Source organism: Natronorubrum texcoconense, assembly GCF_900100335.1.
GTDB lineage: Archaea > Halobacteriota > Halobacteria > Halobacteriales > Natrialbaceae > Natronorubrum > Natronorubrum texcoconense.
This window is the reverse complement of the sequence record NZ_FNFE01000001.1, coordinates 52,997-76,734: the sequence shown is the minus strand read 5'-3', so window position 1 is coordinate 76,734 and position 23,738 is coordinate 52,997. Positions and strand designations below refer to the sequence as shown.

23 protein-coding genes are annotated in these 23,738 nt (G+C 65.7%); 12 read left to right on the top strand and 11 right to left on the bottom strand.

The genetic code is table 11. The features are described from left to right. Nucleotides 1-9 precede the first annotated feature (9 nt). Nucleotides 10-1,881, top strand: a complete 1,872-nt coding sequence (locus BLT08_RS00310) for a UvrD-helicase domain-containing protein (RefSeq protein WP_090302820.1) — start codon at nt 10-12, stop codon at nt 1,879-1,881. Next, complete coding sequence (locus tag BLT08_RS00305) at nt 1,878-3,026, top strand: M24 family metallopeptidase (RefSeq protein WP_090302819.1); 1,149 nt, start codon at nt 1,878-1,880, stop codon at nt 3,024-3,026. Before BLT08_RS00310 ends, BLT08_RS00305 begins: the two co-directional genes overlap by 4 nt. Before the next feature lie 81 nt (nt 3,027-3,107). Here the strand turns inward: BLT08_RS00305 and BLT08_RS00300 are convergent, their stop codons facing one another. Together BLT08_RS00300 and BLT08_RS00295 are read right to left on the bottom strand one after the other, a co-directional pair. Then, nucleotides 3,108-4,565: a sodium/proline symporter gene (locus tag BLT08_RS00300; protein WP_090303882.1), complete on the bottom strand. Its 1,458-nt coding sequence runs from the start codon at nt 4,563-4,565 to the stop codon at nt 3,108-3,110. Between the two features lie 281 nt (nt 4,566-4,846). Then, on the bottom strand, nt 4,847-5,101 hold the full coding sequence (locus tag BLT08_RS00295; RefSeq protein WP_090302818.1) for a DUF7533 family protein: 255 nt from the start codon (nt 5,099-5,101) through the stop codon (nt 4,847-4,849). A 136-nt stretch (nt 5,102-5,237) separates the two neighbouring features. Between BLT08_RS00295 and BLT08_RS00290 the strand changes: the two genes are divergently transcribed. Then, on the top strand, nt 5,238-5,843 hold the full coding sequence (locus BLT08_RS00290; protein WP_090302817.1) for a riboflavin synthase: 606 nt from the start codon (nt 5,238-5,240) through the stop codon (nt 5,841-5,843). 9 nt (nt 5,844-5,852) lie between these two features. Here BLT08_RS00290 and BLT08_RS00285 read toward each other — a convergent pair whose 3' ends face one another. The 3 genes from BLT08_RS00285 to BLT08_RS00275 all read right to left on the bottom strand — a co-directional run bounded on the left by BLT08_RS00285 (nt 5,853) and on the right by BLT08_RS00275 (nt 9,650). Then, nucleotides 5,853-6,203: a hypothetical protein gene (locus BLT08_RS00285; RefSeq protein ID WP_090302816.1), complete on the bottom strand. Its 351-nt coding sequence runs from the start codon at nt 6,201-6,203 to the stop codon at nt 5,853-5,855. Between the two features lie 98 nt (nt 6,204-6,301). Further along, nucleotides 6,302-8,551 (bottom strand): midas domain-containing protein, encoded by a 2,250-nt coding sequence (locus BLT08_RS00280; protein WP_090302815.1) that lies wholly within the window; start codon nt 8,549-8,551, stop codon nt 6,302-6,304. Between the two features lie 91 nt (nt 8,552-8,642). Beyond that, complete coding sequence (locus tag BLT08_RS00275) at nt 8,643-9,650, bottom strand: PrsW family intramembrane metalloprotease (protein WP_090302814.1); 1,008 nt, start codon at nt 9,648-9,650, stop codon at nt 8,643-8,645. 128 nt (nt 9,651-9,778) lie between these two features. Between BLT08_RS00275 and BLT08_RS22770 the strand changes: the two genes are divergently transcribed. The 3 genes from BLT08_RS22770 (at nt 9,779) to BLT08_RS00265 (ending at nt 11,931) form a co-directional block, all read left to right on the top strand. Then, nucleotides 9,779-9,943, top strand: coding sequence for a hypothetical protein (locus tag BLT08_RS22770; protein ID WP_175529199.1), 165 nt, complete (start codon nt 9,779-9,781; stop codon nt 9,941-9,943). A gap of 115 nt (nt 9,944-10,058) precedes the next feature. Next, complete coding sequence (locus BLT08_RS00270) at nt 10,059-10,436, top strand: DUF7532 family protein (protein WP_090302813.1); 378 nt, start codon at nt 10,059-10,061, stop codon at nt 10,434-10,436. Between the two features lie 55 nt (nt 10,437-10,491). Continuing rightward, nucleotides 10,492-11,931 carry a ribonuclease FAU-1 family protein gene (locus tag BLT08_RS00265; protein WP_090302812.1) on the top strand — a complete coding sequence of 480 codons (1,440 nt, stop codon included), beginning with the start codon at nt 10,492-10,494 and terminating at the stop codon, nt 11,929-11,931. A 32-nt stretch (nt 11,932-11,963) separates the two neighbouring features. On the opposite strand, the gene BLT08_RS00260 is transcribed toward BLT08_RS00265, so the two are convergent. Both BLT08_RS00260 and BLT08_RS00255 read right to left on the bottom strand, forming a co-directional pair. Continuing rightward, a complete protein-coding gene (locus BLT08_RS00260) occupies nt 11,964-12,422 on the bottom strand; it encodes an NUDIX hydrolase (protein ID WP_006089815.1) in 459 nt (152 codons plus the stop codon). Between the two features lie 138 nt (nt 12,423-12,560). Next, complete coding sequence (locus BLT08_RS00255) at nt 12,561-12,701, bottom strand: DUF7560 family zinc ribbon protein (RefSeq protein WP_090302811.1); 141 nt, start codon at nt 12,699-12,701, stop codon at nt 12,561-12,563. A gap of 337 nt (nt 12,702-13,038) precedes the next feature. Here BLT08_RS00255 and BLT08_RS00250 point away from each other — a divergent pair, with 337 nt between their 5' ends. Then, complete coding sequence (locus tag BLT08_RS00250; protein ID WP_090302810.1) at nt 13,039-13,827, top strand: SDR family oxidoreductase; 789 nt, start codon at nt 13,039-13,041, stop codon at nt 13,825-13,827. 163 nt (nt 13,828-13,990) lie between these two features. Then, nucleotides 13,991-14,260 (top strand): hypothetical protein, encoded by a 270-nt coding sequence (locus BLT08_RS00245; RefSeq protein ID WP_090302809.1) that lies wholly within the window; start codon nt 13,991-13,993, stop codon nt 14,258-14,260. A 66-nt stretch (nt 14,261-14,326) separates the two neighbouring features. On the opposite strand, the gene BLT08_RS00240 is transcribed toward BLT08_RS00245, so the two are convergent. Further along, nucleotides 14,327-15,436, bottom strand: coding sequence for an aldo/keto reductase (locus BLT08_RS00240; RefSeq protein WP_090302808.1), 1,110 nt, complete (start codon nt 15,434-15,436; stop codon nt 14,327-14,329). A gap of 154 nt (nt 15,437-15,590) precedes the next feature. On the opposite strand from BLT08_RS00240, the gene BLT08_RS00235 reads away from it, so the two are divergent. Beyond that, the gene (locus BLT08_RS00235; RefSeq protein ID WP_090302807.1) at nt 15,591-15,866 is read left to right on the top strand and encodes a hypothetical protein; all 276 of its coding nucleotides are present in this window, start codon (nt 15,591-15,593) and stop codon (nt 15,864-15,866) included. Nucleotides 15,867-15,947: 81 nt separating this feature from the next. On the opposite strand, the gene BLT08_RS00230 is transcribed toward BLT08_RS00235, so the two are convergent. Together BLT08_RS00230 and folP are read right to left on the bottom strand one after the other, a co-directional pair. Next, on the bottom strand, nt 15,948-16,730 hold the full coding sequence (locus BLT08_RS00230; protein WP_090302806.1) for a hypothetical protein: 783 nt from the start codon (nt 16,728-16,730) through the stop codon (nt 15,948-15,950). Between the two features lie 122 nt (nt 16,731-16,852). Then, nucleotides 16,853-19,405 (bottom strand): dihydropteroate synthase, encoded by a 2,553-nt coding sequence (gene folP, locus BLT08_RS00225; RefSeq protein WP_090302805.1) that lies wholly within the window; start codon nt 19,403-19,405, stop codon nt 16,853-16,855. Nucleotides 19,406-19,605: 200 nt separating this feature from the next. On the opposite strand from folP, the gene BLT08_RS00220 reads away from it, so the two are divergent. Further along, entirely contained in the window at nt 19,606-20,205 is a 600-nt protein-coding gene (locus tag BLT08_RS00220; protein ID WP_245724120.1) for a DUF3267 domain-containing protein, read from the top strand. A 68-nt stretch (nt 20,206-20,273) separates the two neighbouring features. Here the strand turns inward: BLT08_RS00220 and BLT08_RS00215 are convergent, their stop codons facing one another. Next, nucleotides 20,274-21,062 carry an ABC transporter ATP-binding protein gene (locus BLT08_RS00215; protein ID WP_090302804.1) on the bottom strand — a complete coding sequence of 263 codons (789 nt, stop codon included), beginning with the start codon at nt 21,060-21,062 and terminating at the stop codon, nt 20,274-20,276. Nucleotides 21,063-21,281: 219 nt separating this feature from the next. On the opposite strand from BLT08_RS00215, the gene BLT08_RS00210 reads away from it, so the two are divergent. Together BLT08_RS00210 and BLT08_RS00205 are read left to right on the top strand one after the other, a co-directional pair. Then, nucleotides 21,282-22,940 (top strand): hypothetical protein, encoded by a 1,659-nt coding sequence (locus BLT08_RS00210; RefSeq protein WP_090302803.1) that lies wholly within the window; start codon nt 21,282-21,284, stop codon nt 22,938-22,940. Between the two features lie 108 nt (nt 22,941-23,048). Then, complete coding sequence (locus BLT08_RS00205; RefSeq protein WP_139171238.1) at nt 23,049-23,705, top strand: hypothetical protein; 657 nt, start codon at nt 23,049-23,051, stop codon at nt 23,703-23,705. Nucleotides 23,706-23,738: the final 33 nt, after the last annotated feature.

The following is a 23,738-nucleotide window of genomic DNA, read 5'->3' as shown; positions in this document are numbered from 1 at the left end:
ACAGCTACAATGGCTACCACGGAGACGAAGGTGACCCGGTTGTTCGGTGGTCCGGGCAGCGGCAAGACGACTGCCCTGCTCGACCACGTCGAAGAAATCCTCGAACAGGATGGCGTGACGTTCCGGGATATCCTCGTCGTCTCGTACACGCGAGCGGCTGCACAGGAGGTTCGCGAACGATTGGCCGAGCGACTCGACGAGAGTCCGCGCGCGCTGCAGGGCAACGTCTGTACGATGCACGCGAAGGCCTACGAGCTGCTCGATCTCTCTCGAAGCGACGTCATCGGCGAGTCCGACAAGGAGGAGTTCTGCGACGAGTTCGGCATCGAGTACGAAGACGAGTACAGCGGCGCCGGCCGGCGGACGGCCCGATCGACCACGATCGGAAACAAGGTTATCGCGACGAGTCAGTGGCTCCAGCGGACCAGTCGCGACGTCGCCGACTGGTACGACGTCCCCTTCCAGTGGGACGAAGAGGAGGTTCGACTCCCGCCCGAAATCGATCCGAACGCCCAGGAGGGCAACAAGTACACGCCGACGTGGCCCTCCGACGACGACCGCATCGACGTCCCCGAAGCGATCCGCGCCTGGCGCGCCTACAAGGGCGAGAACGGGAAGATCGGCTTCGCGGACATGCTCGAGCGCGTGAAACAGCGCTCTCTCCTCCCGAGCGTCGACTACCTCGTGATCGACGAGTTTCAGGACATCACGACGCTGCAGTACGACGTCTACGAGGAGTGGAAACCCCACATGAAGCAGGTCCTGATCGCCGGCGACGACGATCAGGTCGTCTACTCCTGGCAGGGCGCCGACCCCGCGCTCTTGCTCGACGAGGAGGTCGACGACGACGTGATTCTGCCGAACTCCTATCGGCTCCCCTCGAACGTGCTCAACGCGGTCAACAAGGAGATCCGCCACATCGACAAGCGCCAGGACAAGGACCTCAAACCGCGCACGGAGGGCGGGTCCGTCGAGGCTCGACGCAACGCCTCCATGCTCGACGTCGTGCGCCTGGTTCGGCGATCCATCGTCGAAGAGGGAACCGTCATGGTGCTCTTCCGAGCGCGCTACCAGATGTTCCAGTTCATCGACGAGTTCATCACCGAGGGGATGCCGTTTACGTCCCTGACCGACCAGCGAATGTGGACCGACCGACTCACCCAGTACGTCCGAGCCATCGAGGCGATCGACGCGGGCGAGGACGTCACCGGCCTGCAGGCCCGACGCCTCGCGGATATGCTCCAGGAGTCGGCCTTCGGCACCAACGACCGCGACGCGCTCTTCGACGAGATCGACGAGCGCCAGGAGGAGTCCGGCATCGAGGATCTCGAGGAGCTCATGATCCCCGCTGAGGTCATCCAGGGTCACGTCCCGTTCATGCCCGGCCCAGCATCCGCTTCGGACATGCTCCGAAAGGTCACCAACTTCCAAAAGAAGAGCGTCAAGTCCTACTTCGCCATCGGCGAGTACTCGAAGATGGAGACCGACCGCGTCCGCGTCGGCACCATCCACTCCGCGAAGGGACGTGAGGCCGACCACGTCATCGTCGGCACCGACCTCACCGAGAAGGTCGTCGAGCAGATGGTCGCGACCGTCGACGATCCGACGGCCATCCCCGGCTGCAAGGAGTTTACCAAGACGACCTCGCCGGTTCCCGTCCTCACGGACAACGAACGCCGCGTCTTCTACGTCGGCATGTCCCGGGCTCGTGAACGACTCGTCCTGCTCGAGAACCTCGTCGACGGCGCGCCGACGCTTCCGATCGACGTCCTGCTCCACAACGAACGCCTCGAGACGCCGCTCGAGGACCTGATCGAGGAGGCCCAGCAGCCGGTCGACACCGACGCCGACGGCGAGGAGATCGAAGCCGAAGCGCCGTGACTGACGCGGAACGACCTGCAGGCGGGTTCGAGAGCGAGACTCTCGACTCGCACCTCGAGTCGACGATTCGCGACACGCTCGAGCGCCGCAACGCGGATGCGTTCGTTCACGTCGGGACCGACGACGATGCAGCCGTTCGATACTGCCTGTCGACCCTCGAGCACGATTTGCGCACCGACTGTGGCACGTCCACGGTCGCAGTCGCGTTCGACGGGAACGAGTGGGTCCTCGAGTCGAGCCAGAACGCGGCGACTCACCCCGCTAACGCGCTCGCGACTCGACTGGCCGAACGGACCGAATCGGGCACGGCCCTCACGCCCACACGAGTGCCACACGACGCCGCGCTCTACCTCGAGCAGGCCGGCTTCGCCCTCGCCTCGACGGACGCTCTCGAGCGCGCTCGAGCGAGGAAAACGGACGCCGAGCGCGACCGCATCGCAGATGCACAGGCCGCCGCGAGCGCCGGCATTCGAGGCGCAGCGTCGCTACTCGCAGACGCAGCGCTCGACGACGGCACGCTCGTGGTCGACGGCGACCCGGTGACGTCGAACCGACTCCGAACGACGATCGACCGAGCCATCGTCTCGGCGGGCGCGTTTCCCGCGGGAAACACGGTCGTTAACCCCGATCCCGAGCATACGCCCTCGACACCGGATACGGAACACGAGCCCCTTCGAGCGGGCGAACCGATCGTCATCGAGACGGCCCCTCGCGGCCCCGACGGCTACCACGCCGGGCTCGTCCGCACGCTCGTCGTCGACGGCGACGGCGGCAGCGAGCGCCGCGCCCACGTCGGCGCGACGCAGTCGTTTCGCTCCGCGGCCGCGATGCTGACTGCAGACACGGAGTCGGTCACTGCCGTCGAAGCCGACCTCGAGGCCGAAGTACGCGCGTTCGGCTTCGGTGAGGGTGACGACATCCGGACGCGTGCGTCCGGCGTCGGTCTCGAGCCCTGCGAACGCCCGCTCGAGGGCGGCGATGCGATCGAGCCAGGAAGCGTCGTGCGACTCGAGTCCGCCGTCCGCGTCGGCGACGGGGCGTGGCTTCGAATCGCCGACCTGCTGGTCAAAGCCGAGGACGGCGAGCGGGCGACGTATCTCGAGGCTCCGTCGCGGTCGCTCGAACCGTCGGCACTGCTCGAGTGAGGCCAGTTGTCTCCCGGAGCGCCGAGGTTCGGTTTGGAGCCGAAAATGAGCGTGCTATGCGGTCGATATTGTCATCGATCGTCAGTCGCCGGAGGCGGCCGCGTCCATCTTTCTCGCCGTCTCCTCTCCGGCCGTGAGGAGACTGACGATCACCAGTACCGCGAGCGTTACCGGCCAGACGAAGATCGGGAAGTACTCCGGAAGAAAATACAGGTTCCCGATCGAACTGACCAGGCCGACGACGATGGCGGCGAGCACGCCCGCCGCAGTGGTCCGCTCCCAGAGCACGAGCGCGAACAGCGGCAGCCCCAGCGAAACGCCGAGTCCGACGAACGCGAATTCAATGATTTCGAAGATCGTTCCCGGACGGACGTACGCGAGCCCGATACCAACGGCCGCGGCTGCGAGGACGACTCCCCTCCCGAGGAGAAGTAACGTGCGCTCCGAGACGTCAGAGTCAGCGTACTCCTCGTACAGCCGTGTGACGTCCGCGGACGTAACGAGCATCATCGAATCCGACGTCGAGAGGATCGCACCGATGATCCCCGCGAGCAGCAGGCCGGCGAACCAGCCGGGAAAGAGGTCGACGATAGCGTGCATCGCGACCAGTTCTGGGTCGTCAATCACTCCCTCGTAGAGGACCCGACCAGCAGCTCCCATGATGAGCGGAACGGTCAGTCGCAGGGCCTGAAACGTGACCGCGATGACCGACGCAGCACTAACGATGCGCTCGGATCGGATCGCTTGAAATCGCATTAATCCATGGGGCTGCCCGATCGCGCCGAACGCGAATGTGATCCAAGCGAGCGCCGCAACTGTGAGGGCCATCCCCGTGTCTCCAGCCGTCATCGATAGGAGGGACGGGTCCGTCGCTGTTGTCTCAGTAACGAATGCGGACCAGCCGCCGATCTCGGCGACCATCGCAATCGGGAGTGCGATGACCGCCAAGAACACGAGTCCGCCCTGGAGCATGTCCGTCCAAACGGACGCGTTGAATCCACCGAGCGTAGTGTAGAGCGCGACCGCGACGCCGCCGACTAACACGGCTGTCGTGTAGTCGATGCCGAGAGCGATATCCATCGCCTCGCCGACGGCGATGATCTGGGCGCCGATATACGACACCATGAACACGACAACCGAGATGGTCGCGACAAGGCGAATGGCTGACCCGTACCAGTTGTCACGGAAAAATAACGCGAGGTGGTCGGCGACGGTCTGGCTGTTCATGCGCTCGGATTCGCGCCGAAAGGTCGGCGCGATGTATCGGTACATGAAGAGGACGATCAGGAGCATCGTGATCGAAAACCAGAGCCCGCTGAGGCCGACTGTGAAGCCGACGCCGACCCACGCGAAGAACGTCCAACCGCTGGCGACCGACGCGACTTCGGAGATCGCGATCGGCCACGTACCGACGTCTCGATCCGCTAGCATGTACTCCGAGAGCTGCTTCGTCTCGGTCGTCACGAAAAAGTAGATGCCGATCGCGATCAGGGACAGGAGGAACAGCCCGAACGTCAACTGCAGTTGAAATTCCGCCATCGCGATCACCGTTTTCCGAAGACGGTTACGCGCCCGTCTCCGCGCTGAGCGTCGATTCGATACAACAGGTACGCTACGACTGGCATCAGCATCGTTACCAATACTGCGAGTGTCGTGCCAATCGGCAGTCCGGACAGGGCAATGTGAACCATATCCATACTGGTGAGTGTCAATCTGCATAAACCGAAAGTCGACCATGGAAGGGGGAGAGGAAACCCGTTATCCTCACGCGTCTTCCGCGCCGACGCTGTTTCCCGCTCGATCGCGAGCGGAAACGGCCCTTACTCGTCGTCGTCCGGTTCGGATTCCGGCTCGCTCGCCATCGATCCGATTACTCGCTTGGCGGCCATGCCCGGCAGATCGGTCGGGAGCGTCACGCGGTGCTGGACGATCACGAGCGTGACGGCGAGCACGAGCAGAATCCCCCCGGTCGCGGTCTCCCCGCGAACGAGCAGGAACTCGAGGCCGGCGAGCGCGGCGGGAATCGCGAGCACGAGCGTCCCCGCGAGTTTGATCGTGTCGATGATACCGGTCATTGCGCGGTGATAGCGCGGGTGCGGACAAAAGGACGGCGACTGAATTCGTCCATCGGTAGTCGGGAGAATGGCGTATCAGAACTGAGACGCATGACGGGTTCAGAACGCCTTTATCCGTCGGCTGGTACGTTCGAGTATGTTTACGGGAATCGTCGAGGAGACCGGCGAGATCGTCGCGCGGGAGCGCACCGTGGACGGCCTGCGGCTTCGGATCGGGGCCGACGAAGTCGCGGCGGGACTCGAGCACGGCCAGAGTATCAGCGTCAGCGGCGTCTGTCTCACCGTCGAGCGCTTCGAGGAACGAGCGTGGTTCGAGGTCTTCCTCGCGACCGAGACGGTCGACCGGACCTATCTGGGCGATCTCGAGGAAGGCGACGCCGTCAACCTCGAGCGCGCGATGCCGGCCGACGGCCGGTTCGACGGCCACGTCGTGCAGGGCCACGTCGACGCGGTCGCGACGGTCTCGAATATCGAATCCGTCGAAGAGGATTGGTTCTTCGAGTTCGAACTCCCCGAGGGGTACGGCCGCTACGTCGTCGAAAAGGGATCGATCACGCTCGACGGAATCAGTCTGACCGTCGCGAACCTGGACGAGGAGACCGATCGCGTCACCGTCGCGATCATCCCGACGACGTACGATCTCACGACGCTCTCGGAGAAGGAGATCGGCGATCACGTCCACCTCGAGGTCGACGTGCTCGCGAAGTACGTCGAACGGCTGCTCGAGGCGCGGTTCGACTGAGAAACGGTTCTACGCGCCCGGAACGCCGAACGCGCTGACGCCGAGTCCGAAGACGCTGTTGAGCACGAAGAGGATCACCAGGGCGGAGATCCAGGCTGCGAGCCCGATGAGAGCGGCGTCGATCCAGCCGCCGGGGTACCGCCAGTTGATGACCCAGATCCAGGCGAGCAGCGCGAACAGCGGCCCGAACAGCGGAATCCAGACCGTCAGCGCCCACGCGATCGCACCGACGAGTGCGGTCACGACCGCGTAGGAGTAGTTGTCGACGTCGGCGACGATCGATGCTCCGGCGTAGATCGCTAATCCACCGACGAGCAGTGCGACGACGAACGCGACGACCGATCCGATGATTGCGACCATCACGGAATCGTACCATTCCTGCTGGGATATAGACTGCGCTCCGGTCCGCGACGACCGCGAGTCGTATCGCGTCCTGCACTCGGCCGACCGCGAGTGAGCTATCGCTCCGTCTGCTCGCTGTCCGTCTCGAGCGAGTCCCGACAGCGCTCGAGCAGGTCGGCCTGTCGCTCGAGCAGTTCCGTTATCCGTTCGCTCTCGCGTTCGACGTCGTCGCCGAACTGCTCCTGCAGCGATCGGAGCTCTTCGAGGTGATCCGCGAGCTGCTGGGCGAGGTCCTCGTCCGGGAGGTCGCTGTGTGCCGCCTCGAGTTCGTCGATCGCCTCGCTCAGTGACTGCTGCTCGTGGGAGTCACCGGACTCTGCATTCATCAACTCGCCAACGGTGTCGAAGTAGCGCTGCGTGGCCGACTGGACGTTCTCGACGCCCCGACGCTGGGCGAGCAGCGGCGCTTCGATCGCGGCTCGAGCGGCTCGCTGCTGGGCGGTGAGACCCTGCTTGACCAGTTCCTGTCCGCTCGTCATCGCCGCCCGTTGTGCGGCGAGCGTGGCTGCGAGCGGCGTACTCGATCGGGACCGATCTCGATCGTGGCTCTCTGCGTCGGTCGCGGTAGTCGTTTCATCGTCGTCCACTCGCTCTCGTGCGACCCGATCGACCAGCGTGTCCGAGTCGGCCTCGTCGTCGGGGACTCGCCGTCGAGCGACGTCGTCGGCTGTCGATTCCTCACCGGCGTCTCGACCGCCGAGCGCGTCTGGATCGATCTCGGCCGCCGGCTGGTCGTCCGGTTCCACGGCCGATTCGATATCGACTCCCGGGATGATCTCGCCGGCCGCCTCCTCGCTTTCCTCGATCGCTGTCGTCTCGCCGACAGCGGATTCCGCCGACTCGTCGCTCGCAGCCGACTCGAGTTCGGTTTCCGGCCGCGGGTCCGCCTCGCTCGAGGCGTGGTCGTCGACGTCGGGATCGAGTTCCGTCTCCGGCCGCCCGTCCGCACTCGATTCCGTCCCCGGGCTCGCCCCACCGGATTCCGGCTCTGATGCCGATTCGAGGTCCGTTCCGGTGTCGAGTTCGTCGGCCAGATTCATCTCGCCGGTTTCGCTCCCTCCGCCGGCGGCCTCGAGGTCGTCGGTGTCGTCCAGCTCCGCGGCCGCCGCCAGATCGACGCCCGGATCCATCTCGTCGGCCACGTCGTCCGTTTCCGTCGGACCCTCCGTCTCGCCGTCGTCCGACCCGTCGAACTCGTCGGCGTCTGCGACCGACTCGAGGTCCGTTCCGGTGTCCAGTTCGTCGGGTACGTCGGACTCGTCGATCAAACCCGTCTCGTCGGTCGAATCTCGGGCTACGGTTTCGGATTCAGATTCGGACCCGGAAGCCTCGCTCACGTCGTCGGCGTTCGGATCCTTGACGCTCACGTCGTCCGCGCTCTCGAGGTCCGCGGCCCGTTCCGTGCTCGGACCGCCAGCAGCGCTATCGGCGTTGTCGGCATCGTCGGCGACATCGATGCCCGAATCCTCGCTCGCTCCCATATCATCGAGCAACTCCTCCTCGTCGATCGGTTCCGGAGTCTCGCTCGCCGGCACATCCTGGGCGCCGGATCGGTCCGTCTCGCCGGGCGACTCGACCGATCGAGTGCCGCTCATCGAATCCGCCGAGGACTGGTCGTTCGATCCCGCCGATCCGGTCGCCGGCTCAGTGTCGCCCCAGTCGTCCGCTTCGGCCGATGATTCCACTTCGGCTGCTCCAGCCGTTTCGTCGAGTGCGTCGCTCTCGCCGTCGCTTCCGTCCTCACCCGTTATTCCGGTCGACGGAATCTCCTCGGGGTCCTTGAACGCGTCAGTTGGATCGCCCTGATCCGGATCGTCGGGCGTCTCCTCGGTCTGTCCCGCCCTCGTTTCTGAGCGCTGCTCGTCGAGCGCGGGCTGGTCCATCTCTTCGATCGGAACCGTCCGGTCGGATTCCGGGGAGCGCTCGGCCGCGTTCTGGCTCGTCCGCCCGTCCGGTTCGTCGGCCGAAGCGGACGCCGTCGCGTCCCGAGCGTCGGCATCCGTCGACGTTGTTTCGTCGATTCCGGTCGATTCCTCCGTCGAGCGGTCGTTCTCGAGATCCGCCATCGACTCCGACTCGAGTCGGATCGCCTCGCTCGAGATTTCGTCGACCGACTCCTCGTGGATCTCGAGCGTGTCCTCGTGGGTCTCGTTCCAGCCGAGTGCGGCTCTAATCGAGTCGACGAGCCCGGCGCGGGGTTCGACGTGGGCGGTATCCGCTTCGATCTCCGTGACGGTCCCGATCACCTCGCCGTTGGCGTTCTCGACGGACTTCTCGAGATCGTCGTCTGTAAAGGTCGCGCTCATACCGGACAGTGCGCCACTGCGAGACAAGCCGGTGCTGCCTGCACCAGCGGGCAACGAGCGCGGCAGACGATATTGCGGCCGAAATCGGCCGTCAGCGGCGTGGCGGGTCGAACTCGGTCAGTTCCGGATTCGGGGGTGCACCCGTGTCGTCCCTGACCGCGCGGTAGGTCCGACGATAGCGCGCGATCTTCCGGTAGAGATAGTAGCCGACGACGAGGTCGAACAGGATAACGTAGCCGACGAACGCGAGTTCGAATGAGACGGCGTAGGTCTCCGCGACGAGGCCGGGAACGATGCCGACCGTGGTGTTGTACGTCGCGTGGACGAACGCGGCGATCAAGAGGCCCTTCGCGACGAGCGGCCCGGCGTGTTCCGGGTTGAACTTCGCGAGTCCGAGGTAGTAGCCCGCGATGGCGGAGTAGATGACGTGACCGGGACCGACGAGCGCCCGGACGGTCGCGATGCCGGTCGCGGCGGTGATCGTTCCGACCTCGGCCGTCGCGACCGTGCTGGCGATGTAGATCGCGTTCTCGATCGCGGCGAATCCGAGTCCGGCGATCGCGCCGTACACCGCGCCGTCGATGACCGCGTCGAACGTGTCGCTACGGTAGGCGAAGACGCGAACCGCGAGGAGCTTCACCGCCTCCTCGACCGGGCCGACGATCAGGTAAAAAAAGAGGACGGTGCCGATCACCGGTATCGCCTGCAGAACCGGTCCCACGGTGGAGTTCACGACCGCCGCGAACGTCGCGAAGAGCACGGCGAGGACGAACGTCGCGACCAACAGCGACAGCGGTTCGCTCGAGGTGATGTCCGTGTACCAGATGAATCCCGCGAGCAACGCCGCCGGGACCACCGATAGCCCGAAGAAGAGCGAGAGCGACGGATCCTCGAGGACGAGGACCGCCGGCTGAACGAGCAAGAGGAGGGTGATCCCCAGTGCGACGGCGAGCACGATCGTCTGTAACCCGTAGTTGATCGCGTCGTAGATCACGCACGCGAGTCGATCAACTACCGTTCGCGGTTCCCACGTCGAGACCTCCTGGAGGTCTCGAGACTTCTCGTCAGCCCGTTCGACCAGATCTCGTCGCTGATCCATGCGCGTCGCTACGACGTCCGCTCCGGTAAGCGTTCGGCGGGGAAACGAACCTAGTATGATATTCACTGTCAAGATCCATATAAGGATCGTGCTTATCAGTGTCCGATTGCGATACTCGACCGACAACCATGTACAATTCGAGCCGAGGGATCCTCTACACCGCGCCGCCGGGACCGGACGAAACGGACGAGAATACATCCGAAGCCGACGCGACAGCCCCGAACGCCAGCACGGAGGCCGAAGACGCCGTGCTGTCCGCCGAGAGCACCGAGAGTCTCGCGGCCGACGACTGAGCCGATTACCGAACTCGAGCAACGTATTTCTGCCACCCGAAGCCGAACTCCCGCCGAGCCGTCGCGCCGGCGCGGACTCGGAATCCACAAAGGCCTCCCCGCCCAACCGACGGCCATGCACTTCGATCAGCGAACGCAGCAGGCGCTCCGGGACGTCGGCCTCGAGACCGACGATCTTCGGGCCGCCTCGGAGGCGGTCGTCGAAGCGGTCGAAACCGATGCGACGGCGCTCGAGGAGTTCTTCGACGCTCACGACACCGTCTACTCGGACATGGACATGGCCCACTCGGCCTCGGAGTACCCCGAGCACGCGGTCGACTACCTCGATCTCACGACGCACGCGAACGAGATGCGCGGCTGGCTCCGATTCGACACGTGGGGCGTCTCCGTCGAGGACGGCCGAGTGCTGCCGGACGAAACGGTCGAACTGACGCTGGGACCGACGATCAACGCTCGAGTTCGGTTCGCACCCGACCGCGAGACGCTGGAGTGATCCCCGTGTCTGCACGTGAGGAATCTTTCGACACACCGTACGGGGGGACGAATCGATGACGACCGTCCGAGTCCGCGGCATCTACACCACCGCGATCACGCGACTGCTCGGCGAGAACGGGTTCGAGGTCGTACAGGCCTCGGAGCCGATTCGGGAGCGATTCGACGACTCGTTCGACGCCGCACCGGCGAACGTGAGAATCGAGACGACGCGCGACAGACAGGGCGTCGAACTATCGGGCGAGTCCGACGCCGTCGATGCGGTCGCGAACGAACTCGAGGAACTCGCGATCGACACCTTCCGCTGGGCGGACGCCGTCTCGCGCGGCGCGGTCTTCGATTGCGAGGTGCTCGACGCCGGGGGCGGAGGCGGCGCGACGGTCGACCTCGGAGACGGTCGACGCGGCTACCTCCACTACGACGACGTCGACGGCTACGTGGATGCGGGAAACCGCTACCGCGTGCAGGTCCGCGAGCCCACGCCGCCGTGGAGCGACGACGATCCGCGAGTCGTTCCGACGCTCGAGGTTCGAGGCGGACTCTGTACGCTCTCGCGGGATCGGACCGGCGTTTCTGCGGCACTCCGGGGTGAGCGAGCCGACGAACTCGTCGGTATGACCGACCTGCTCTCGGTCGAGATTCCCGACGGTTGGGGCCTGCGCTGGCAGCGCGCGGCCGCCGACGCCGATCTCGAGGCGATGAAAACCGCGCTCGAGCAGGCGGTCGAACGGGTGCAGGCGCTCGAGGGCGCGCTCGCGGAGACGTCCGAAGAACCGGGCGAGCCCGAGGAACTCGCCGCACCGCGGACGACGACGTGGTGCTGGTTCGGCCGAGAAACGCGCTTTGCGCTGGACGCCGTTCGCCGCGAGGTGGAGACGACGATGCCGGGCCACCACCGAACCAAAGCTGCCGATCGAGCCGCGAGCGCGGCGGTCGACTTCGCGGAGGCCGTCTGCGGCTCCACCGGCTCGGAGACGGATCTCGCCGACGGCGAGTTCCCGTTCGCCGCCGTCGCCGAACAGTTCGGCCCGGTGGCGGGCGATCGGATCGGGATCGGCCACGGGAAGCCCGACGGCCGACTGATCTCGCTGGGTCGCGGCGAAGTGACCGATTGGGACGGCGACGGCTCGGTGACCCTCGAGCGCTCGATGCGCGGCGGCGGCACGTACGACGCGCTCGGCGTCCCTAAAGAGGACGGCGACGTCGCCGTCACGAAGTTCCGGGAGGGTCGGTGGTGGTATCCAACGACGTACAGAGACGAACAGGGCTCGGCGAAGGGCACCTACGTCAACGTCTGTACGCCGGTCGAACTCTTCCCCGACGCGGCGCGGTACGTCGACCTCTACATCGACGTCGTCCGGACCCCCAACGGGACGGTCGAGATCGTCGATGCAGACGAACTCGAGGCCGCAGTAGCGGACGGGCAGGTTTCGGAGCAACTGGCCGAGAAAGCGAGGAGCGTCGCCGAAGCCGTCGAGCGTGCGCTCTCGAAGTGACGGAGAACGGGCAAACGAAAGACAGAACGACCTCAGTCGGAGACCGTCGCGACGTCGTTGGCCGGCGTCACGTTCGGTAGCAGGTGGACGTAGTCGTCGAGGTCGAGCGCGAACTCCCGGGCGGTCGTCGGCTGGACCCAGTGGAGATCGAACTCGGCCCCGTGTTCCTCGCCGCCGTCGGTCACCGTGTGAGTCCACTGATCTCGAGGTTCGTGAACCGTCGAGTGAAAGAAATGGCGGACGTAGCGCTTCGGCGGCGACTCGCGGCGCGTCCAGACGTCGGTCGTCAGATGGCTCGTCGAACTCAGCGTTCCGAGACCGCTCTCCTCGATTACCTCCCGAAACAGCGCCTCACGCGGCGATTCGCCGGGCTCGAGCGTTCCCTTTGGAATCTGTAACCCGTCGTGGCCCGGTCCGTCGAAGACCAGTAGTTCGCCCGTCTGGCGCGTGATGTACGCACACGCTTTTTGGACGTACGTAACGTTATTCATGACGTAGAAATACACATCGACGCCATATAAAAAGCCACTCCCAAAAGGTGTTAAATGGGACTAAGGGTCTTTCCGCTCCGATTCGATCGGGCCGTGATTCTCCCCGAATATGTCGTGGAGAGTCGAACGCGTCGGGAGTCACGTTCCGAAGTGAACGTCGGCAACCGATCGACCACAGATCGGACACCCGCTCGACAGCGTCGCGTCGCGCATCGGGCCGGTCACCGGAATCGCTCGCTGGCAGTCCGGACAGGTAAACTCGTAGGTTTGGGTGGACATGGGTCTCGCTCCTGTTACAACGTACGCACTTGCTCAGGATAGGGGAAGTACCCAGATATAGAGGGACGTATATACGGAGTGATCGGATCACCGCCCGAAACGGCTCGAGACGGTCCTCACTACCGTGGAGTGTTACCGCCGGAAAATTCGGCATCTGGTACCCACTCAACTGAGGTCCCGCCCGCCAACGAGGGCGGTGTGTCTGGGTGGGTACCGGTCTCGTCCCCGTCACCGTTGCGGGCCGCATGTTTCGCGCGTGTCACCCTTCGCCCGACGTAACTTCACGAACGAATCCGCCAACACAGATTTGAACGGGAGGTTCGAAGTGTCACACAGAATGACTCATAGGACTCTCCTCACCGGCGCGACCGGAACGCTCGGCAGCGCCCTTCGGTCCCGACTGCTCGGTGCGGGACGCGAGGTTCGCGCGACGAGTCGATCCCCACCGGAGGACACCGACGACGAGGTGGAGTGGGTCGCGACGGATCTCGCGGACGCAACGGGGGTTCGAGCAGCCCTCGCGGACGTCGACGTGGTCGTCCACGCGGCAACCGCTCCCCGCGGCGACAGTGAGAGCGTCGATCTCCGCGGCACCGAGCGACTCCTCGAAGCGGCTGCCGACGCCGGCGTTACAAACTTCGTCTACGTCTCGATCGTCGGGGTCGACGAGATTCCGTACACGTACTACGAGCACAAGCTGGCAGCCGAACGGGCCGTCGAAGCGAGCGCCGTTCCGTCGACGGTCGTCCGCGCGACGCAGTTTCACTCGTTCGTCTTCGAGTTGCTCGAGACGATCTCCTGGCTCCCGATCTGGCCGGTACCGGCCGAGGTCCCGCTCCAACCGATCGACGTCGGCGAGGTCGCAGACGCGATCGTGGACTACGCGGCGCTCGAGGCGTCCGGTCGCGTCCCCGACGTCGGCGGTCCCGAGCGCCGAACCGTCGGGAGTTTAGCTCGAACGTACCGCGACGCTCGAGGGAGTTGCCGTCCCGTCGTCCGGATTCCGATTCCGGGTGCGGTCGCCTCCGGGTTTCGGGCGGGCGGAGCGACCTGTCCCGATCGAGCTGTCGGAACGATAACGTGGGAGGAGTGGCTGGCGACGCAGCGGGGGTATCGTAGCCACTGAAAGTCACTGCGCACCCGATCGCAGGATAGCGTTGCGATCGGTGTGTAAATCGTTTCAGTTGTTACTATAGTCGACGGCCGCCGACCTCGAGCGACCCCAAGCGTATGAATGCGGCACGTGGGCAAGGAACACGGTTAAGCGCGACTAGCAGCTACCTCCGCCGATGACGACGTTAAACGAGGAGATGGCAACCGTTCGGTCCGAGGTCGAAGACGTCCGCGAGCAGCTCAGGGCGGAGGTGCCGACGCTCTTCGACTTCGACGTAACGGTGGGCAACATCTCCTACAACACGAACAGCGACAGCGTCTCCGTTACCGTCGAACCGAGCTCTCGAGCGCGCGAACAGATCTCGGAGCAACTCGGCGGCGTGAACGTAAAAACGAGCGGCCAGCTCGAGTTCGAGTTCAGAGTGACGACGACCGATACCGAGTGAGTCGCCACCAGAAGCGTCGTATCCGTCGATCGGCCGCCGGACGCGAAGAAAGAGGCCGACGATCCGTTAGTCGGCCGCGAGCTTGTCGAGTCCCGCCGACTCGATGTCCTCGCCGCCGACCGACGAGCGCAGCGAGTCCATCCCGTCGTCGCGGTCGATGTCGAAGTCGTTCTCGTACAACTCCTCGACGCGAGCCAGCTCCTCGTCGGAGAGTTTCGGCACGTCGCTCGCGGCCGCCCACTCGTCGATATCGCCTTTCGTGCGGAACGTCGGCGTCACGCTTGCGACCGGGTCGTGGGAGAGGAGCCACGCGATGGAGGCCTGCCCCATCGTCCGTTCACGGTCGCTCCCGCTGGTCGCTCCCTGCCGTCCGCTCGCTTCGCTCGCGGAGACGCCGCCTCGTTCCAGAAACCGCAACGTCTCGAGTTTCTCCCAGCCGGTCTCGTACCACGCGTCGGGTCGGAAGCCGCGGTGGTCGCCCTCGCCGAGTTCGGTTTCTGGCGTGACCTGCTCGTTCAGGATGCCCGAGGAGTGGGGGACGCGGGGGATCAGGCTGGTCGACGAGCCCGTCCGCTCGATCGTCTCGAGGAAGTGGTTGCCCACCTCCTGTTCGAGGACGTTCCAGACGAGTTGGAGGGAGTCGAACTCCTCCTCGATGGCGAGGTCGCCCTCCGCGAGCCAGCCGATCGAGGGACCGAGCGCGAGACCCCGCGCGCGAACCTTCCCTTCTTCCTCGAGTTCGTCGAGCAACTCGAGCACGTCGGGGGTGATCTCCTCGACGTCGGCGTTGTGAAGCTGAAGCACGTCGATCTGGTCGACGTCGAGTCGCTCGAGGCTCTGTTCGACGGCGTCCCGGAGATAGTCGGGATCCATCTCCTTGGGCAACTCGCCGTGGCCGGCCTGGGGGTTGTTGTAGAAGTCGTAGCCGACCTTGGAGGCGAGCGTCACGTCGTCCCGGACGTCCGCGATTGCCTCGCCGATGAGTTCCTCGCTGCGGCCGTGACCGTAGACGTCGCCCGTGTCGATGTACGTCACTCCCTGATCGATAGCGTACCGGACCATCTCGAGGGCGTCGTCTTCCGAGCGGTCGCCCCACCAGTCGGTGCCGACGACCCACGCGCCGAAGCCGACTTCGCTGACCTCGACGCCGGAGTCGCCGAGTTCCTGATAGTGCATGTCCGGCTCTTGGAAGCGAGGGGACTTATTGCGTCCGGAACGCGTCGAAGGCCGGACGGGAACGTGTTCGGTATCGGGTCCAGAAACCTGGATCGCGGCGCGGATTCGGTCCGCGAGGCGAATGACTCATGCACGGTCGCTAACGAGCCATCGTATGGACGACCAGTCTCGTCAGCTCGAGTCTCCACTCCCGTTGCTCGCGATCGCCGTCGTCGCCCTCGCGAGCGTCGCCGCTCTCGGCGCCCTCACGCTCCTCGAGTTCGACCTACCGGCGTCGCTAACTCTGAGTCCGCGCTACGTTACCATCGGGACGATCGTCGCCGGCACGCTACTCGTGGTCGGTGCCATCGCGCTGCCCGCCTACGTGCTCTCCGGCTGGCAGTCGGCCCAAGAGGAGGCGGCCGAGAGCGGTTCCCGTCGCTCGGAATAACGAACCGCTCGAGAGCCTCGAGCCTCTCGAACGATCGCACCTCGCCTCGAGAAGCCAGCGTCCGTCGGAGCCGTACCGGGGCTACCGGTCGTCGTCTTCGTCAGTTTCGTCGTCCTCGTCGCTTACACCGGCCTCCGACTCGTCGCTCGTCGAGTCGGCGTCTTCGTCCGGCTCGACTTTCATGTCCGAGGCGTCCTCTTCGGGCGTCTCCTCGGGTTCGGTCGCATCGGTCTGGGACGGCTGCGCCTGCTCGGGGTCGGGCCCGGTCGCTTCGGCCACTTCTTCGGCCATCGCCGTATCGGAGACGTCGACCTCGACCGGCCCGTCATCGTCGTCGGTACTGCGACGGGGGTCCTCCTCGTCACCGCCGTGTTCGGGTTTCGTTCGCGGCTCGTCCTGTTCCGCGTCGTCGGTGAACTCGATCCGTGAGCCCGTCTCGCCCTCCTCGCCGAGCTGTGCCGACTCGTCGATGTTACCCGCCGCATCGATCTGTGACTCTCGTCCGGAGTCGTTGCGCTCGGCGGCGGCGCTGGCCTCGTCCGACGTCTCCTTCCCATCGGTTCCCCCTTCGATTTCGACCGTGCTCGGTTCGAACGTGGGCGACTCGCTCGAGCGCTGGTTTCGGAGACCGTAGCTCAGCAGTCCGGCACCGACGGCGCCCTTGGGAATCGCGCGAAACTGCCCCCGTTTGAGCGACCGCAGCGCAGAGAGGAGCAACGCACCGCCGCCGAGCAACGGCAGCAACACGCGCTGTGGGTTGTCGACGATCGACGTGGCCGTCTCGACCGGTTTTTCGACGTCGTACTCTTCGAGTTTCTCCGTCGGAATGTTCGCCGCCAGGTCGGAGTCGTGTTCCTCAGACATGAGTTGGTCCGTCGCGCACGCTGCGCTCGGAGGAGCTACACGGGCCGGACGGTTGAAGGTTGGACCGGCACCTGAACGCTCGTTGAAAACGGGGCGGGACGCGCACAGAACGGTTGTACCCGTTACCACTCGAACCGGTCCGGATCGCGCGCCGCGAGCGCCGTCCGGATCGCGGCGACGTTCTCCGGAACGTCGTGAACGCGGACGATGTCCGCGCCGCGGTCGGCCGCGAGCGCGCTCGCCGCGACCGTCGCCGGACCGCGCTCGCCGGCCGCCGAGTCCACGTGATCGAACATCGACTTGTGGGAGTGGCCGAACAGAACCGGACAGCCGAGCGCGCGGAACTCGTCGAGACGACCGAGGATCTCGAAGCTCTCGTGGGCGCACTTGGCGAACCCGATACCGGGGTCGACGACGATATCGTCGCGATCGATCCCGGCCTTCTCGGCGAGCAGCACGCGCTCGGAGAGCTGGTCGATCACGTCCTCGACGACGTCGTCGTACTCGATGTCCCGATCCGGAACGACCGGCGCGTCGATGCTGTGCATCACCACGAGCCCCGCGTCGTGGTCGGCCACGACGAAGCGCATCTCGGGATCCTCGAGCCCCGAGACGTCGTTGACGATGTCGGCGCCGGCCTCGAGTGCCGGCTCCGCGACGGCGGCCTTGCGCGTGTCGACGGAGATCCGGACGTCGAGATCCGCGATCCGTTCGATCACGGGGACGACGCGGTCGATCTCCGCTTCGACCGAGACGGGGTCGGCACCCGGTCGGGTCGACTCGCCGCCGACGTCGATCACGTCGACGCCGGCCTCGATCATCGCCTCGGCTTGGGCGAGAGCGTCCTCGAGCGCGTCGTACTCGCCGCCGTCGTGGAAGCTGTCCGGCGTGACGTTCAGAATGCCCATCACGGCGGTGCGGTCGTGCCAGGGATAGCGGTCGTCGCTGCGTTCCGTAGTCGAGTCGGAGACCGGTGCGTTTGACTCCCTCGAGTCCGAATCGCCCGATTCCCCTTCGTTCGCGGCTGCAGTAGCCGCGTCGAGTTCGAGGATCTCTCGGATCTCTCGAGCGACGTCCCCCAGCCCGCTCGACTGCCCGTCCGCGTCCGACTCGAGGGTCGCGACGAGCGCCTCGAACTGCGCGACGGTCCCCATCAGCACCGCCTCGACCGCCTCGGCGTGCTGCTGGAGACCCGAGAGAGCGCACTCGCCGCCGAGGCGAACCAGTTCGGTCTTCAGCGCGGTCGCCTGACTGGAGTCGACCGTCAGTGTGACGACGCGATGGACGGCGTCGCTCTGTGATCGATCGCTCTCGGTTTCAGGGACGTTTGCCGTCGCAAGCGCGTCGCGGGCGTCCGCGAGGTTCCGAATCCGCTTCGGCACGCCGGCAGCGGTCCAACGCGAGCGAGCCTCCGCGACGGCGAACAGCGAGCCGGTCACGACCACGCAGTCGTCGGTTCCGGCGTCCGTGAGTGCGGTCTCGAGCGCGCCCTGTACCGTCGTGCTCGTCCGGACGTCGTCGGCACCGGCATCGGAAAACACCGTCGCGAGGACGTCCCGATCCTCGGCCCGATCGAGCGACGGCTCGGCGACGAGTACCGAATCCGGCGTCGGGAGCGTCGCGGCCATCTCGCGGTGGTCCTTGTCGTGCATCGCGCCGAAGACGAGGTGGAGGTCGTCGTAGGCGTACGTCGAAAGCGTCTCCGCGAGTTGCTCGCAGGCGCCTGGGTTGTGGGCGCCGTCCAGAATCACCAGCGGCGCCGTGTCGATCACCTCGAAGCGGCCCGGCCAGTGGGCGCTTCGCAGCCCCCGTGCGAGGTCGTCGTCCCCGATGTCGGTCACCTGCCTCGCGATCACGGCGGCGATACCGGCGTTTTCGGCCTGGTGCGTGCCGAGAAGCGGAATATTGGTCTCGAGATGCCACTCGTCGCGCTCGATGGCGACGGCGGCTTCGGTGTGGTTCGCTCGTCCCCCGTACTCGACGGTGACGTCGGGGTCGGCTTCGCCGTCCTGCGCGGCAGACGCGCTCTCGACGGTCACCACGTCGCCGGCAACGTCCCGAATCGCCTCGAGCGCGTCCCCCGAAACGCCTGTCACCAGCGGCGCGTCGTCCGGGGCGACGTGTGCCTTGTCGCGGGCGATCGCTTCCTCGGTGTCGCCCAGAATGCCCGTGTGCTCGAGCGTGACGCTCGTCACCGCGCTCGCGATTGGATCGACGACGCTCGTGGCATCGTACTTGCCGCCGATACCGACCTCGAGGACGGCCACGTCGACGTCCTCGCGGCCGAAGTGCCAGATGGCCATCGCGGTCATCGTCTCGAAGAACGTCGGCGATTCGCCGTCGGCCCCGCGCTCGGTGATGTACTCGCGGACGGCCTCGACGTAGTCACGGACCGCCGACCGGGGGATCTTGCGGCCGTCGACGCGGACGCGTTCGCGCAGGTCCTCGAGGTGTGGTGAGGTGTAGAGGCCAACCGAAAGCCCGGCCTCGCGAAGGCTCCGTTCGACCATCCGCGCCGTACTTCCCTTCCCGTTGGAGCCGGCGATTTGGACGAACTCGACGCCTTCGTGGGGGTTCTCGAGGTGGGCGAGCAGCCGCGCCGTCGACTCCGTTCCCGGTTTCGGGCGGAACCGCCGCAGATCGAATAAAAAGTCCGCCGCCTCGTAATACTCCATACCCGAACCACAGAGTCCGCGCGCTTAGGAATGTCGGACTCGCCGCTGGCGGCACGGCCCGTCCGCGTCCCCGACCCATCGTCGACGGACAATCACGTTTCCGTCCGGCCAAACAATGTAACTACTTACGACCGTACAGCGGACGTGGCGCCGTGGCTAAGAAGATATCGGCTAATTCGGATTCCGTCGCGACGGACCAGTTGCCTCCAACCCCGGAGGGGTACGCCGAGCCGTACGAATTTCGGTACCCGATGATAGCGCTCCTGATCGGATCTGGACTGTTGGGTCTCCTCTCGTCTGTCGCCGTTGTAGCTCTGTTGTCGCTGCTTCACGGGCCGGAACTGTTCACGTTCTACGAAGTGACGGTCGAGGGATCGGCGACGACGTGGACGATGGATCTGACCGCGATCGCCGTTCCGTTCCTCGTGGCGCTGGTTGTGACGACCGTCGTTCACGAACTGATTCACGGCGTCGTCTTCCGACTGTACGGCCACACGGCAGTGTACGGCGCGGTTCCGGCGATGGGAGCGTTCTACGCCGCAGTCTTCGGTGAATTTCAACGCCGGAACGACCTACTCCGCGTCGCCCTCGCGCCGCTCGTCGTCATAACGGCAGCGTGCGTTCCGTTGCTCGCCGTTCCGATACCGATTATCGCGATCACGGCGGGATTCGTGCTGATAGTAAACACCGCAGGCGCCGTTGGAGATATCTACGCCGTCTTCCGGTTCCGACGGATGCCCAGTGAGACGCTCCTGTACGACGTGAATATCCGTCACTCGTACGTCTACGAACCGCTCTAACGGTGAGCTATCGCCGCCGCGCGATCGACAGCGACAGTGCGGACGCTCGCCGACTCACAGCGCACACGTTACTTCATCGGCGGCTCGGCCGAACGGTCCGGCTCCTCGTCGCTGTGTTCCTGCGTGACCTCGAGGAACGCCTCCTCGAGACTCCGCGCCTCGCCGGTCTCGGCGCGGGACTTCAGCGTCTCGGGCTCGCCCTGGGCGACCAGTTTGCCGTCGTGAAGCACCCCGATCTCGTCGGCCAGTTCGTCGACGACGGGGAGGATGTGCGTCGAGAGGAAGATGGTCATCTCCCGGTCCGCGAGGTCGGCGATGGTCTCGCGCATGGTTCGAGCGGCCCGGGGATCCAGCCCGCTCGTCGGCTCGTCGAGGAAGGCGACGGCCGGCTCGTGGAGGACGGCTTGGATGACGCCAACCTTCTGGCGCATCCCCTTCGAGTAGCCCTCGATCCGCCTGTCGGCGTCCTCGAGAAGGTCGAACCGCTCGAGCAGCGACTCGATGCGCTCGGTGGCGTCGGCGTCGGGGAGGTCTCGGAGGCCGGCGGCGTACTCGAGCTGTTCGCGACCCGTCAGCTCGTCGTAAATCGGCGGCTCCTCGGGCAGGTAGCCGATGTGGGGCGTGACGGCCTCGCGGTCGGTGATCGGGTGACCGGCGACCCGGGCCGTCCCGGAGGTCGGTTTCGTCAGCGTCGTCAGCATCCGCATCGTCGTCGTCTTCCCCGCGCCGTTGGGCCCGAGGAAGCCGTAGACCGTCCCCGGATCGACGGTCATCGTCAGCCCGGCGACGGCGGTCGTCTCGCCGTATCGTTTCGTGAGGGCCTCGGTTTCGATCGCGGGGGCGTCGGTGGGGCTCATACCGTCTCGTTTCGTCGCCCTCGATGTAAATGTGTGACATATTCGGCGCTGCTTGAGGTGCCGACGAGTAACCACGCGTTCGTCGAACGATATCGACCTCGCGAATGACAGGATCCAAATGATTTACTGGATGGATGACGCGCTATCGAGTATGGTTCCCGAACTGCCGTGTCTCGCCCTGCCGGCGTGCAGTCGTCACCGCTGCGGTGGTGCTCGGTGATGTCGCGCGTTCCCCTCCTCGTCGCCACGATGGAGTTCCGTCGCACGGTTCGAGCGGTGTCGAACGAGCGCTCGAAGCTGTTCATGATGGGGCTGCTCGCGGCGGTCATGTTCGGCTCGATCATCGTCGCCGGCGGCTACCTCCTGCCGATGCTCGGCGAGCAGTTCGCAGAGGGAATTACCCAGTCCCAGGCGACGACGGCGACCGAACTCGTCACGGGCGGCGTCGCCGTCGCCTGGCTGTTTCTGGTGTTCATGGCGGGAATCCGGGCGTTTACGGCGGCCGCAACCGTCGACAAACCGGCCTTTCTGCTCACCTCGACGCCGCTGCGGAACGTCGTCATCGGCGTCGTCGGGGCTGAAATACTCCTGTTCGGGAGTTGGCTCCTTCCGCCGGCTGTCGTTCTCTCCGTCGCCTTCGCCTCCGGAGCGGGGACGCTACTTCCCGTGGTGCTCGTGCCGCTCGTCGTCGTCATCGCTCTCTGTACCGCCGTTCCCGTCGGCTTCGTGGTCGGCGTCTGGGTCCGCCACCTGGTCACCGTCTACGAACCGATCGCCCGCTACCGGATGGTGATCTTCATCGCGTTCTGGGTGCTCTACTTCGGCGCCATCGCCACGGGGCGGTTCAACCTGGTCATCGACCAACTGTTCTATGCGCTCCAGGACAGCCCTCTCGGCTGGCCCGGCCACCTTCTGTTGCTCGGCGTCCCGAACGTCGCCGCCTCGAGTCCCACCGCTTTCGGGGCGCTGCTCGGCGCAGCGGGGCTGACCACGGTCGCTGTCGTCGTCGGTATCGCCTCCGCGCGACGACACTGGTTCGCCGACCCGGCGCGGTTCGAGGAGCCGGAAGAGTCGGCGACAGACTCGGCGGATCGACTCTCGAGACTGCTCTCGTACGGGCTCTCGCGCCCAGTTCGGACGGTGGCGACGACCGCGATTCGCCGAACGAAACGGGCGCCGATCCGACTGGTGTACGTCGGCTATCCGTTGCTGGGATCGATCGCGTTCGTCCAGGAGATCGCCCGAACCGGAGCCGTGCCGACTCACGTCGCCGTGATCCTCTCGCTGTACGTCGTCTGGGCCGCCGGGGCGCTGTTCACCCTCAACCCGCTCGGCGACCTCGGGCGCGCACTGCCCGCCGTCGTCGCCTCGCCCCTCGCCGGCCGGCAGGCGATCACGGGACTGGTCGTCGCCGGCGCCCTCGTCGCCGGGCCGGTTGCCCTCCTCGGCTCGCTCACCCTCGGCCTGCTCAGTCCGCTCTCGCTCGAGCACACCGCCGTCCTGGTCGTCGCCACCACCGTCGGCGCGATCGCGACGCCGGCGCTCGCGACCGGCGTCGGCGCCGCCTTCCCCCGATACGGCAGCGTCAAGGTAACGAACAACCGCGAGGCGGTGATGCCGAGCAAGACCGCGTTCATCGTCTACTCGGCCGCGATCATCCTCACGGCGATCGCCGCTGCCGTCCTCTACGCCGACGCGCCCGGCCTGATCGCCGACCTGTTTACGGCAGTCACGGCGTGGACGCCCGGACCCGAACTGGCGGTCTCCGCTCGCGGCATCACGATCTCCGCGTGGACCGTCCTCGTCGTCGGGCTCCTCGCACCCCCCGTCTCGTATCTGTTCGCCATCGAGGAGTTCGACTGGTACACGCTCGAGTGAGCGTGGAACAGGAGACTCCTGTCCGATGGAGGTTCCAGTCGTTCGTGACGGTATTTTAAGCCGGTCGACGACCTATTCTCCTCGTTCCTCGTGGAATAGTGAAAGAGAATGACAGCCACAGGAGTCGGTAGTGAACTCTCGCGTCGAACCGTGCTCAAAGCGGCGGGTGTACTCGGTCTCGGCGGCGTCGGTATCGCAGATCGAACACGCGCACAGGAATCGGTCATCCCGACGGAGCCGACGCTCTACCGGCTCCGTATGGTCGGAGAGACGTCATTCGAGGCGTTCGACCGGGACGGGCAGTTTTTCGTCACTCCGCCCGTCGGACAGACCTCGGCCGGGCCGAGAGACGTCGCCATCATCTCCGGAAATCCGCTGGGAGCACCGGAGAGCGGAGCGATCGCGTTCTACACCAACACGGCGCTTCGAACCGCATTGAACACCGGGGGCGACCCAACGCTCAACGATGCGGCGGTACCGATCGGCTCCGTACAGACGGATGACGCGTCGGGGCTGCTCCGGGCCGAACACATCGCCGATCTCGGCGTCGACCTCCCGCCGGGTGTCTCCGCTGGTTTGCAGGTCAACATCTTCACGCCTCGAGGCGGAATCGTCGCGCCGCTCTACGAAATTGGAGGCGGCGTCGTCGACGTACAGTTCCACAGCGGCAATCAGATCGAGGGGGCGATGGAGTTCGTCGGCACGTCGCTGGGCGGCGCCGCCGATCAGGGATCGATGGTCGCCCAGTTCGCCGGGACCGCGTGATCGATCCGACCGAACGTTCGGCGTCTACCGATA

Coding starts and splice junctions, on each gene's coding strand:
- BLT08_RS00310 (WP_090302820.1), top strand. CDS start 10: ATGGCTACCACGGAGACGAAGGTGACCCGGTTGTTCGGTGGTCCGGGC.
- BLT08_RS00300 (WP_090303882.1), bottom strand. CDS start 4,565: ATGGCGGAATTTCAACTGCAGTTGACGTTCGGGCTGTTCCTCCTGTCC.
- BLT08_RS00295 (WP_090302818.1), bottom strand. CDS start 5,101: ATGACCGGTATCATCGACACGATCAAACTCGCGGGGACGCTCGTGCTC.
- BLT08_RS00290 (WP_090302817.1), top strand. CDS start 5,238: ATGTTTACGGGAATCGTCGAGGAGACCGGCGAGATCGTCGCGCGGGAG.
- BLT08_RS00285 (WP_090302816.1), bottom strand. CDS start 6,203: ATGGTCGCAATCATCGGATCGGTCGTCGCGTTCGTCGTCGCACTGCTC.
- BLT08_RS00280 (WP_090302815.1), bottom strand. CDS start 8,551: ATGAGCGCGACCTTTACAGACGACGATCTCGAGAAGTCCGTCGAGAAC.
- BLT08_RS00275 (WP_090302814.1), bottom strand. CDS start 9,650: ATGGATCAGCGACGAGATCTGGTCGAACGGGCTGACGAGAAGTCTCGA.
- BLT08_RS22770 (WP_175529199.1), top strand. CDS start 9,779: ATGTACAATTCGAGCCGAGGGATCCTCTACACCGCGCCGCCGGGACCG.
- BLT08_RS00270 (WP_090302813.1), top strand. CDS start 10,059: ATGCACTTCGATCAGCGAACGCAGCAGGCGCTCCGGGACGTCGGCCTC.
- BLT08_RS00265 (WP_090302812.1), top strand. CDS start 10,492: ATGACGACCGTCCGAGTCCGCGGCATCTACACCACCGCGATCACGCGA.
- BLT08_RS00260 (WP_006089815.1), bottom strand. CDS start 12,422: ATGAATAACGTTACGTACGTCCAAAAAGCGTGTGCGTACATCACGCGC.
- BLT08_RS00255 (WP_090302811.1), bottom strand. CDS start 12,701: ATGTCCACCCAAACCTACGAGTTTACCTGTCCGGACTGCCAGCGAGCG.
- BLT08_RS00250 (WP_090302810.1), top strand. CDS start 13,039: ATGACTCATAGGACTCTCCTCACCGGCGCGACCGGAACGCTCGGCAGC.
- BLT08_RS00245 (WP_090302809.1), top strand. CDS start 13,991: ATGACGACGTTAAACGAGGAGATGGCAACCGTTCGGTCCGAGGTCGAA.
- BLT08_RS00240 (WP_090302808.1), bottom strand. CDS start 15,436: ATGCACTATCAGGAACTCGGCGACTCCGGCGTCGAGGTCAGCGAAGTC.
- BLT08_RS00235 (WP_090302807.1), top strand. CDS start 15,591: ATGGACGACCAGTCTCGTCAGCTCGAGTCTCCACTCCCGTTGCTCGCG.
- BLT08_RS00230 (WP_090302806.1), bottom strand. CDS start 16,730: ATGTCTGAGGAACACGACTCCGACCTGGCGGCGAACATTCCGACGGAG.
- folP (WP_090302805.1), bottom strand. CDS start 19,405: ATGGAGTATTACGAGGCGGCGGACTTTTTATTCGATCTGCGGCGGTTC.
- BLT08_RS00215 (WP_090302804.1), bottom strand. CDS start 21,062: ATGAGCCCCACCGACGCCCCCGCGATCGAAACCGAGGCCCTCACGAAA.
- BLT08_RS00210 (WP_090302803.1), top strand. CDS start 21,282: ATGTCGCGCGTTCCCCTCCTCGTCGCCACGATGGAGTTCCGTCGCACG.
- BLT08_RS00205 (WP_139171238.1), top strand. CDS start 23,049: ATGACAGCCACAGGAGTCGGTAGTGAACTCTCGCGTCGAACCGTGCTC.